The sequence below is a fragment of the bacterium genome (assembly GCA_024226335.1).
GTDB lineage: Bacteria > Myxococcota_A > UBA9160 > SZUA-336 > SZUA-336 > JAAELY01.
This window is the reverse complement of the sequence record JAAELY010000296.1, coordinates 1-10621: the sequence shown is the minus strand read 5'-3', so window position 1 is coordinate 10621 and position 10621 is coordinate 1. Positions and strand designations below refer to the sequence as shown.

12 protein-coding genes are annotated in these 10621 nt (G+C 62.3%); 5 read left to right on the top strand and 7 right to left on the bottom strand.

The features are described from left to right. The first annotated feature begins 19 nt into the window (after nucleotides 1-19). On the top strand, nucleotides 20-490 hold the full coding sequence (locus GY725_15580) for a M28 family peptidase (GenBank protein ID MCP4005610.1): 471 nt from the start codon (nucleotides 20-22) through the stop codon (nucleotides 488-490). 40 nt (nucleotides 491-530) lie between these two features. Here GY725_15580 and GY725_15575 read toward each other — a convergent pair whose 3' ends face one another. Then, nucleotides 531-1688, bottom strand: a complete 1158-nt coding sequence (locus GY725_15575) for a hypothetical protein (protein ID MCP4005609.1) — start codon at nucleotides 1686-1688, stop codon at nucleotides 531-533. A gap of 178 nt (nucleotides 1689-1866) precedes the next feature. Between GY725_15575 and GY725_15570 the strand changes: the two genes are divergently transcribed. Beyond that, nucleotides 1867-2550, top strand: a complete 684-nt coding sequence (locus tag GY725_15570; GenBank protein ID MCP4005608.1) for a hypothetical protein — start codon at nucleotides 1867-1869, stop codon at nucleotides 2548-2550. A 118-nt stretch (nucleotides 2551-2668) separates the two neighbouring features. Continuing rightward, nucleotides 2669-3253 carry a hypothetical protein gene (locus GY725_15565; protein MCP4005607.1) on the top strand — a complete coding sequence of 195 codons (585 nt, stop codon included), beginning with the start codon at nucleotides 2669-2671 and terminating at the stop codon, nucleotides 3251-3253. Here GY725_15565 and GY725_15560 read toward each other — a convergent pair. The 3 genes from GY725_15560 to GY725_15550 form a co-directional block, all read right to left on the bottom strand. Next, nucleotides 3247-5394 (bottom strand): serine/threonine protein kinase, encoded by a 2148-nt coding sequence (locus GY725_15560; protein ID MCP4005606.1) that lies wholly within the window; start codon nucleotides 5392-5394, stop codon nucleotides 3247-3249. The genes GY725_15565 and GY725_15560 overlap by 7 nt on opposite strands. Before the next feature lie 52 nt (nucleotides 5395-5446). Continuing rightward, nucleotides 5447-5914 carry a hypothetical protein gene (locus GY725_15555; GenBank protein MCP4005605.1) on the bottom strand — a complete coding sequence of 156 codons (468 nt, stop codon included), beginning with the start codon at nucleotides 5912-5914 and terminating at the stop codon, nucleotides 5447-5449. Nucleotides 5915-6135: 221 nt separating this feature from the next. Further along, nucleotides 6136-6810 (bottom strand): hypothetical protein, encoded by a 675-nt coding sequence (locus GY725_15550; GenBank protein ID MCP4005604.1) that lies wholly within the window; start codon nucleotides 6808-6810, stop codon nucleotides 6136-6138. Nucleotides 6811-7156: 346 nt separating this feature from the next. Between GY725_15550 and GY725_15545 the strand changes: the two genes are divergently transcribed. Next, nucleotides 7157-7633, top strand: a complete 477-nt coding sequence (locus GY725_15545; protein MCP4005603.1) for a hypothetical protein — start codon at nucleotides 7157-7159, stop codon at nucleotides 7631-7633. A gap of 59 nt (nucleotides 7634-7692) precedes the next feature. On the opposite strand, the gene GY725_15540 is transcribed toward GY725_15545, so the two are convergent. From GY725_15540 to GY725_15530, 3 genes are read right to left on the bottom strand one after another with little or no spacing between them, the layout of a single operon-like run. Next, a complete protein-coding gene (locus tag GY725_15540; GenBank protein MCP4005602.1) occupies nucleotides 7693-8133 on the bottom strand; it encodes a hypothetical protein in 441 nt (146 codons plus the stop codon). A gap of 22 nt (nucleotides 8134-8155) precedes the next feature. Further along, on the bottom strand, nucleotides 8156-8917 hold the full coding sequence (locus GY725_15535; protein ID MCP4005601.1) for a TPM domain-containing protein: 762 nt from the start codon (nucleotides 8915-8917) through the stop codon (nucleotides 8156-8158). A 37-nt stretch (nucleotides 8918-8954) separates the two neighbouring features. Then, on the bottom strand, nucleotides 8955-9383 hold the full coding sequence (locus GY725_15530) for a hypothetical protein (GenBank protein MCP4005600.1): 429 nt from the start codon (nucleotides 9381-9383) through the stop codon (nucleotides 8955-8957). A 177-nt stretch (nucleotides 9384-9560) separates the two neighbouring features. Between GY725_15530 and GY725_15525 the strand changes: the two genes are divergently transcribed. Next, a partial coding sequence (locus GY725_15525; GenBank protein MCP4005599.1) for a hypothetical protein occupies nucleotides 9561-10621 on the top strand: 1061 nt, incomplete at its 3' end.

Below are 10621 nucleotides of genomic sequence, written 5' to 3'. Positions count from 1 at the left end.
GTTCTCCGGCGGAGTGCAGATGGGCAGCCGGGTGCACGCCGATCGCAGCCGGGCCCGCGGCGATGAGATCGTGCTGATGATCGGAGTCGACTCCGTCGGGTACTACAAGCACGAGAAGGGCAGCCAGAACTACCCTCCGCTTGTCGGTGCGCTGTTCCCATCGACCGGCAATTTCGTCGTGTTTGCCACCGACAAGCCACACAAGCAGTTGTTGGATCGTACGGTGGCGCTGTTTCAGCAGCAGTGCGAGTTTCCGACGGTCGGCGTGGCGACCAACTCGAAGCAGATCAATCGCGCCGACCACGCGCCGTTTCTCTGGCGGGGCTACCCGGCTCTCGCGTTGTCGGACACGTCCGAGTTCCGCAACCCGCACTACCACTCATCGAGCGATACCGCGGAGACTCTCGACTACGACTCGATGACTCGGATGGCGGATGGGTTTATCCGGACTGTGCGGGTGCTGGCTGATGCCGGGACGGTGTTGCGCTGAGGTCGGCTCCTGACATCTGTCCCCCGAACGAGGGTGTAGGTCAGTTCTCGGGTACCACGGTCAGGGGAATCTCACACTCACCACAGTCGGGAAACGGAATCGAGACTCGATTGGCGCAGATCGTGATATCGCGACAGGTGATACAGCAGATTTCGTGCACCGAGCTTCCGTAGAGCGATGGAAGTTCATTCGTCACGGGGCTATTCCGCTTCTCCGGTTCGGCGCCGCGCAGAGTCTCGAATTCGCTGATTTTGATCGTGGCGATGCCATCGCCGAAGTCAAAGCTGGCTTCATGCGCCGCGTTCAGGCTTCTCGTCTCCTTCCCCACGTGGCTGGTGGTGCCGTCCTTCCCGATCGTCATCGCGAGCCAATCAAAGGCAGCCGAGCTGGTGGTCTGTCGCATCGGGATGAATCCCTTGGCGTCCCGACTCGTCTCGTCTCTGACGAGCAGCATCGAATCGGTCTTCAACCGAAAGTCGGCCATGTGGCCGCCGGCAAGCTCCAGCTCTCCATCGAGTACGAGAGCTTCCCCGACACCGGACGCGATCAGGGCGCTCAGCGCTCGCTGGAGGTCCGGGATCGTTCGCGCCTCGGTGATCGACTTCATCTTGGTGTCCAACCCGAGCCGAATACTGGAACGGCCATTCTTACCGACCACGGTGTGCCCCATCCGATCACGGTAGAAACCCTGAAGGGTGATCTCGTCCTCCTGGCCTGCGAGATGCAAGCGGACATCGAATCGCCCCAGGTTGTCCGTGCGGAACGTCTCGCTTTCATAACCGATCGGAACGATCACGGCCGGTCCACTGAGCGAGCCGCCGTCAACCTGGACCGCTCCTCGGAATCGCGAGCCGGAGAGGTCGGCGAGGGCCAGGCCCGAGAGCGCTGCAGCGGTGATCAACACTGCGAGCATGACGGCGACAACGGCGAGAGATTGAAACGCCCCACGCAGTTGCCGAACGATCCACTCCCGGAGGTTGGGAATCCCGGCGAGCACGGACACGCCGACTGCGTATGCCAAGAGGAACGCGATCGCCTTGTCCACGATGGACTCGCCGAACCTACGACTGAGAAACAGGTACAGCAAGAAGACTGCGACAGGCGCCAAGACGAGTAACAGAAGCTGTGCGATCGCGAGTCCGGTCGATCGTCGATCGTTTGCCTGGCCATCGTTGGCGGGTGGGATCGCAGTTGCCACGGCGGCTCCGTTTGGGCGTTCGAGATGCTCTGTTGCGCTCCGTCGAGGCTACCGTGTGTGGGATGAGAGCGTCAAGCCAATGGCGTTGCGCTTCCGAGACGATGACTCTTACAGAGTGACGACGGCACCTCGGAGAGTCTCATTCCCGCGATTGACTTTGCCACGAAGGAGTGACTTCATGGACCAAGTGGTCCAGCTAGTCGAGAAAGAGACATCCGGACAGGGAGGTACACTCATGGGATCTCACCGACCGTCGTTTGCGCGAGTCGTGTGCGCTGCAAGCGCCGGCGCGCTGATCTGTCTCGCAATGGCCGCTTGCGGCACGAGCGAGGAGACTTCTCAGTACGAACCGAGTTCGACGCCCGAGCCCCGGACGCAGGACGACGCTCCGGCCGTCCAGGCCCTGCGCGCCGAGTGGACCCTGCCGGACGGTCAGTCCGTCGAGGCGTGGACACACCCGCAGGGCAGTCTCGTCGCCTGTGATGCACAGCAGAACGGATTCCTGCTCTCACCGATGCTGATGGACGCGACCCCGCCCAGGGTCGCCTGGCTCGCGATGACAATCGACGCCGGCGGTGTGATCGATCAGTTCGGGGACGGTGCTCCCCCGGAAGTCGCGATCGACGAGAGTGTGTCTTTCTCTCCCCCGCAGGGCACCTTCACGATCCGTCCGGTCGAGCTGCTGGACGTCCACGATTTCCCTTTCGACGCTGCAGCACCGGGCATGCCGAGCTGTCAGAATGCGCCGGACCAAGCGAGATGCTGCGTCGATTGCGGCGACGGGTGGACCGTCTGCGGCGGCGCAATCCAGTGCGGCGAGCGATCGTGCGACCTGCGGAAGACGGAGCAGGCAGAACCGTAATCCGGCGGCGGTGGTCTCCTGATCCGCGTCGATCTCAGGAATTTGGAGAGTTTTCGGTCCATTTCGCTCCGACCCCGGGACAGTTGCCGGTGCTTCTGCCGGAAGCTAGATTCGGAGCGTGGGCTCTGTTCGCTACATGATGTTCCCGGTCGTGTTCTCGCTGGTCTTGACCTCGTCGAGCCCGGTACGGGGGCAAGCGCAGACAACCGCCTACGGCGTGCCCATCTCGAACATGGATGTCCATGGCAGCCTGCACTTGCCCGATGACGAAGTTGCGACGTTCACCGTCCGTGAAGGAACGCTGTTGACGGTCGAACGGCGGAGAGACTTCGTCTACGCGTTCGCTCCGGCTCTTGGTGAGGACCGCGACGGAAGTACCGTGATCGCCTGGTTACCGATGCTGATCGAGAATGACCCGAGGGGTAGCGTGGTTACCCAACTGGGTGACACGGCCCCCGTGTCTCGACCGGTGGGGCGGAGCACGTCGATCGCAACCGAGCACGGAGAGTTCAAGTTCACGGTCTCTGAGATTCTGCTGGGCGAACCTCTGCCTGAGGCGTACCAGCGACCCGTTCGTCCCGATCGTGCCGGTAGCGGACGCTGTTGCGTTCGTCAGGCGGACTGGACGTTGTGCTCGAATTCCGATGTGGAATGGAGTTCCGGGGCGGACTGTTCCACGACCTTCATTCGCACACCTCAGTGATCCTGATCGCCCGACCCGTCTACGTCGGTGTCGCGGGAGATGAGCGGCTCTTGCCACGAGTCGTCGAGTTCTCGAATCAAGGGCACGAGTTCGGCGAGCAACTCACGCATCGAGGCAAATCGGTCTTCAGGCTCTTTTGCGAGACATCGATGGACGATGCCGCCGAGCGCCTCGGGTAGGCTCTCATCGACTGTAGTGACGCTCGGCGGTTCGAACAAGAGAACTGCGGCCGCGGTGTCAGCCATCGTCTCCCTGATGAACGGACGATCGCCGGTCAGCAGTTCGTAGAGCACGCAGCCGAGTGAGAACATATCGGTTCGCTCATCGAGCGGCCTCACACGAACCTGCTCGGGCGACGAGTATCCCGGCGTTCCGATGAAATGCCCGGGCGACGTGTGATGCTGCACCGTCGGGCGGGTCGCGGGATCGCCGGGTTCGACCGGAACCGTCTGCGCGAGTCCGAAATCGAAGATCTTGACCTTGGACTCTTGATCTCGAGTCAGGAAGATGTTGCCCGGCTTGATGTCGCGGTGAACGATGCCTTTTTCATGGGCGGCGGAGAGTCCGACCGCGACCAATGCAACGATCTTCAGCGCGTCGGCCGGCGCGAGCGACCGTCCTTCTTTGATTCGTTGCTCGAGGGTCTGCCCCTCCAGCAGCTCGGTTACCAGATAGATGAGCTCGCCTGTCTGACCGATGTCGTGGATGGTGAGGATGTTCGGGTGGCGAAGCTGCGCGATTGCCCTTGCCTCGCTCTTGAATCGCGCCATGGCGGTATCGTTGGCTGAGAACTTCTCCGAGACGATCTTGATCGCCACCTCGCGGTCCAGTTGCGGATCACGCGCGCGGAGAACGACACCCATGCCACCTTGCCCTAGATACGCCAGGGCTTCATAGCGTCCGATCTTGCCACCGGGAGCGATATCCGACACGGCGATCGGCGGGTCGTCATGTACAGAGTCGACCTGGGCGTCCTGCGTGTCCCGGTCGTCCGTCTCCCCACTCGAAGGCGGCGTTGATCCGCCGGTAGGCGGCGCAGCCCTCGTCAAACCGATCAGAGTCGCCAGGGTCCCGATGAACCCGAGAATGAACGCGAGCCAGTAGCCCGGGCTCTTGACCCAAGGGGCAAGGTAGCGCTCGGCGTTGAGCTCGACGAAACCGGTGAAGTCCCCGTTGGAGAATGCGAGAAACCGATCGCTGACCGACAGCAATCGGGTCGGTGTTGCCGAAGTGACGACTTCTTTTTCGAGGAGGTCGTGGCTCAACCGATAGATACCGTCGAAGTCGCCACCGGCGTAGACGCTTCCATCGGCGCCGGGGGCAAGCGCGTGGATCACGCCGAGTCTCTCCGGGCTCGTATCCCACGTCGCATTCGCCTTGGGCCGGAAGATGTTTCCGCGTTCCGTGCCAAGCACGGGAACGCCTCCGTCGACCACGCACAGAGCGGTCACACCGGGGAATTCCCAGAAGTAGTTCTTGAAGGCCATGTCCTTCAAGTCGTGCAACGGCATGACCATGACGTCTTTCTCGGCGAGGGAGCCCACGACGAGGTGATCGGTGTCGTGATATGCGAAACGCCAGGTCGGCGGCATATTGGATCCGCCGAGATTCTCCAGGTTGGAGTAGTCCCAGAACTGCAGATCGCCGTTCTCGTAGATGATTGCCGCCACCAGTCGGTCGCTGGAGCGGTCCATCACGAGCGCCAACTGTTGCACGACGCCGGCCTGCCCCTCGTCGAGGTGGTGGGCCAGGGCGTCCGTCTCCACTCCGCCCTCGAGGTCGCGCACGAAGATCCGGCCACCCTCGATCCACGCCACCGACCGGCCGTTCGGCGCGACGGCATAGGCAGCGGGCTCACCCGAATCCAATGTCGGCAGCTCAACGCGACTTCGTTGCGGGGTTCCCTCGGGGAGCTCCCAGGAAACAACCGTCAACCTTGCTTCCGTCCGCTCGACCGTGACGAGACGGTCCGTTCCGGCGAACCACATCTGCTCTGGTAACGCCTCGCCATTCAAGGCGACAGGAGTTCCGGGGCGTCGATCGACACCAAGGGTCAGGATCACCACGAGGCAGACGATCAGGTAGGCGAGGGCCCCGCCAATCGTGATCCACGCACGTCGCCTGTACAGGAAACGCGTCAACCGAGAGACCTCCCCGGTTCAGAGATTATCTCGTGGTTTGGGCGACTGCGCGCTAGTTGGCGCTTGCCTGCTTGGTGGTCTTGATGATCTCGCTTTCGCAGGACCAACCGAGGAAACTCACCGATGCGCCGCAAACCGACCACCCCTGCTTTGAGATGCAGCAGGTAGCGCGGCCGGATGTGTGAATGCGTGACCACGACGAAATGCGATAGAAGTCTCGTTCTTGGGGGAACCGATGGGGCTTGATGCCGAGATTCTCGATCTTGAACTCGCCCCACGCAGTCGATACGGAACGGTCGTCGTCGAATGGATAGGTCTTGGGTTCTTCGAATGGCGGCAACTGCTCGACGACATCGCCGTTTCGAATCGTCATGGGCAGCCACGCAATCCCATCCGCCTGAAGTGCCGGCGAAAACGCGTACTCGACATCGTCTACGGGCCCACCGACGGTTACGATTGTACCGTCCAGCGCAACCACCCGCGCACTCCACTTTCCGGCCAGCGTGAGCTTGGCTTCCACGGCGCGATTCGAAATAGGGACCCCGAACGGTTTGACAATGGTCGGGAGTCCCTCGGTATCGACGAGAGAATCCTGCGCGGAGGCTTGCAAGACGAACACGCTCACACACGATATGGCCATCAGTGCGATGCGGCACCGTCTTCGATTTCCCCTCAACATCCCAGCCTCCGGACCGTTGCAGGTCCTCGCGTGCGGCCGCGTAGCATACTCGAACCTGGCCCCTACCAGCCAGCCGAGGGGGCGGCTGCCGTTGGGGACTCACGTCCGCTTGATAGATTTGCGCAGCTTGCATGGGCTAGGGCACCTGTGCCGGAGGTCGATTCACGATCCCAGCAATTGCCACAGTTACCACACCACAACCTCACGCAGCGACCACAAATCGTCCAATGCCCACACGTCACACAACAGATTGACGTCGTCCCGCCGCATTGAGGCGCCTCGTACGGTAGGACAACCGGTTCTTCAATACTCAATGTCTGAATGGCGAATCGATCTCCGGAAGGCGCAACGAACTCCTCGACGAGACCCACTGCGGTCTGACGCGGCGGCCCCAGCAGCTCGAGCTCCTCCGACTTGCCGAGGTCGCGGATGTTCACCGGTATCAGGGTGATCTTCGTCGGATCGAGCGTATCCACAGCAGCGGCAACACCGATCTTGTATTCGGCGAGTGAATTTTCTATTCGGAGCAATTCACCGTCGCCGAGGAAAAACTCGGCAACCTGACCGCCGGGCAATCGAACGTGTCCCGCTACCACTTTCTGAGAGATCGGTGTTTCAAAAACGCCCGCAATCGCGACCGGCAGCGCACCGGCCACGAGACACAGTGCGACGAACACACGCGCCCCAACGAACACTGCGGTTCGTAGTCGCGCGGTCGTGCTCGAGACCTTTGTCAAGCCGGACTCCCCGTCATCCTCTCTTGAGGCGACTGCGTACGTACAGGCGTTAATATAACGTTAGATGCCCGCAAGGACTTACACAACTGCTCGTGGCCGTCCATCTTCAACACTCCAATGGTCTGCATTCGAACACTAAGTTCGTGGGCGAGTCAATGCGTTGGGGCAAATTCGTGTTGACGATCCTGTCGAGTTGGCGTACGAGAGGGGTTCGTTTTAAGCGATATATTCACGTTACTATAACGTTAAGATATCGCTACACGTGCGTGCTAGAATCGTTTTCGCCTGCGCTTTTCTCATAATATGTGTTGTAGCAAACGGGTGGAGCTTCGAAGAGGCAGCGACGATGGCGTCAACCAAATTGAGGGGAGAGCAAGCAAAGACGCTATTGGCGGTCCGCGATGAGGTCCACGCCTGGGGGTTCATCCGATCCGCCCGCGAGCTAGCCCAAGCGCTGAACATCAGCACGGCTGCCGCCAGCATGCGTCTTCATCGCTTGAAACATCAAGGCTACCTGATTCAACACGAGGAAGAACGATCGTGGACGCTCGACACCAGCAAGGTTGTGGACAAGCAAACGACCGCCAAAGTTCTAATCGAGTTCCGAGCCCGCTGTGAGAGTCACGGTCGATTGTCCAAGGCCGCTTTTCTCGTAATGGCACAAGAGGAATTCAACCTCGGGCAAGCACAAGCGACCGAGATCATGACCAAGATGGTCGATATGCGTTACTTCTTTCAGTCGCCTGCGTGGCCCGATGATTTGCAGGTCGGACCGCGCACCGGCAATGAGTTTGAGTACCTACAGCTTCTTGCCGAGCGCTAGCTTGGAACACCGAGTTCGTCCGCGTGGGCGTTTTCGGTTGGCCGTGCGCCCTTGATGCGCTAGGGCTTGCCGAACGGCCTGAGCACCTCGATCGCCCCGTTGATGAACGCGATCAGGCTGCCCTTGACCCCCGCGACTGGGCCGTCGTCGTGCAGCTTACCCGCGGCCTCGAGTGTCTGGCGCACCGATTTGATCTGCTGATACTCGCCCTTGTCGAGCCAGATCCCGTTGCACTCCTTGCACATCTCGACGGTGATCTCGGTCTGCGGGTAGTCGAAACGGTACATCGCCTTGTGGCAGCGGGGACAGGGTCGTCGCACTTCTTGGGCGTCGCGCGGGATGCCGAGGTCGGGGATCGCGACGTCGATCAGGGCTCCGAGCTCGTTCCTGTCGAGCCAGACGCCGCGGCAGGTCTTGCACCAGTCGACCGTCGCCTTGCCGTCCTTCGTCTTCCACTCGAGCAACGATCGCGTCTTGCAGTCCGGGCAGCGATGCGGCATCGGGCTCTCCTCTTTCTTCCGGCTACCAGCTTCCCGTCGCGCCGCCGCCGCCGGACGAACCGCCGCCGAAGCCGCCCAGGCCTCCGGCGCTCCAGCCCGAGCTGCTCTCACGCGGCATGTGGCGCACGATCCGCATCACGATGAACAGGATCAGCAGGATGACGACGATCATCAACCCGACGACCACCCAACCCCAGCCGCGCTTGCCGTTCTTGAACAGGCTGAACGCGATGAGCCCCAGGACGGGCAGCGTCGCGAGCAAACCGATCAACATCCACGGTGGACCGATACGGACTCCGGCGAACTCCTTCGCCACCGCCTTGGTCCCGGCTTGAATGCCGCCGGCGTAGTCGCCCTCGCGGAATCGCGGCACGATGGCGCGGTCCATGATTTTCCGCGCGTCGCCGTCGCGGCCGTGCCCGTAACCCGCCCCGAGCTCGATGCGCGCCCTGCGATCGTCATGCGCGACGAGCAGCAGCACACCGTCGTTGGCCGGCATGTTGCCGATGCCGTAGGCGTCGAACAGACCTCCGGCAAACGACTCGACATCCTGGTTCGGCGTGCCGGGGTAGCGTGCGATCGAGTCGACGACCACGATGATGATCTCGACACCCGTGCGGCTCTCGATCTGCCACAGCCAACGCTCGATCTGCTCCTCCTCGTCGATCGTGAGCAGATCCGCGTGGTCCGAGACGTAGCCCGAGTCGGGCTCGGGGAAGGGTGCGTACGAAGGCTTCTTTGAAGCCGGCCCGCCCGTGGTCGCAAGAGCCGCGCAGCCGGCCACGACGAAACACAGGAGCGTCAGGAAGAGCGATCGCGTCCTAGTCGGCATACGCGATCTCGTTGGACAGCTCGTTGCGCGTGGTCTCGCCCGCCGGAAACGCGGCGGCGAGCCTGTCCGCGATCAGCTCGATCCCGTCACACATGCCGCGGGCGTACGCGCCCTGGGAGAACGCGTCCACCATCACGTCGCGCACGTCGTCCCAGAACTCCTGCCCGACCTCGGCGTGGATCCCCGTATCGCCGCGGATGATCAGCTCGCGGTTGGCCGCGACGATCAGGATCAACACGGCGGCGCGCTCGGCGGTCTGGTCCAGGCCGTGCTGCTCGATGATCTGCGCCGCCTTGCGCTCGAGCGACGTCCAGCAGTGGCGCGTGACGACGACCTTGATCTCGCCCGCGGTCCTTCGTTCGGCGGCGTCGATGGCCGAGGCCACCTGCTCGGCCTCGCACTCCGTCAGGAAGGTCATGTGGTATCTCCCACGCTCCCGGGCCTCCGGCCGGCTCTAGGTACTCTCTTTGCAGAACTTAGGGAGTAGAACGCCCGCAGACAAATCCAGGCTCGCGGGAACGACTCTGGGGTAGAATCGCGCCAGGCGACCTGCCCTACCGTCCCGGTGAACGGCTACCCGACCGAAGGAGCACCCATGAAGACCACCTCGAGAATCCTTCTTTTTGCCACGTTGCTGCTGCTCTGCGCTGCAGCGTCCATCCAGGCCGAGGAGGGGCGCATCCCGATCTTCGAGCCGGTGGAGCTGTCCGGCGCGGATGCCAACGGGCAGTTCGTCGTGACTCGCGACATCGCGGGCAGCGCCGGCTTGCGCACGATCGCCTTTCTGGGAACCGGCGTCGAGGAGGTGGACCTCGACCTCAACGGCTTCACCCTCAGCAGCCCGCCGGGAACGGACCTGGTGGTCTTCGCCAGCGAGCTCCGCCGCTTCACCATTCGCAACGGGTCGCTTCGGGCAACAGCGGGCGTGGCCAACGGCACGCTCGGCGTCCTGGCCACGGGTACGGATCATCGAGCGATCGTGACGAACGTGAACGTCGTCGGTGGCTACGGCGTGGCACTCGTCGGGGTGACCAGCTTCGTCGTGCGAGACAATGTCGTTACCGAAGCCAACAACGGGATCCTCATCAGCACCTCGAACGTCGCCCGTGCAACGGGAGTGGCGGAGGGCAACGTCATTCGAGATGCGACGATCTCCGGTCTGGCCGTCACCGCCGGAGCCGGTGGACTTCGAAGTGCCCGTGTGGTGAACAACCAGATCGATCAGGACGGTTCCGGAATCAACTTGATGGCGGCCGAGGGGCTCGTGTTCGAGGGCAATACGTTCGTCGGCGGCGGAGGCGTCCTTCTCAGCCTATGTCCCGGTGCGCGCGTCGTGGGGAACGTGATCCAGGATGCCGTGTTCGACCCGGCGTTCGGATTCGGCGGGGGGCTGCGGCTCGCCTCATCCCCGTCCGCTCTCGTCCAGGGAAACACCATCACGAACGGCGACGAGGGCCTGGTTGTGCTGACTTCGAAAAACTGCCTGATCCTGGAGAACGTCACCACGTCCAGCGCCGCTCACGGTATCCACTTGCTGTCCGCCGCGCAGGGTCATCTGGAGGGGAACCTGGCGAACGACAACGCCGGATTCGGTATCTTCGTCGATGGAGGTTCGTCGGGTGTTCGGATCGGTGGTAACTCTGCGACCGGGAATCT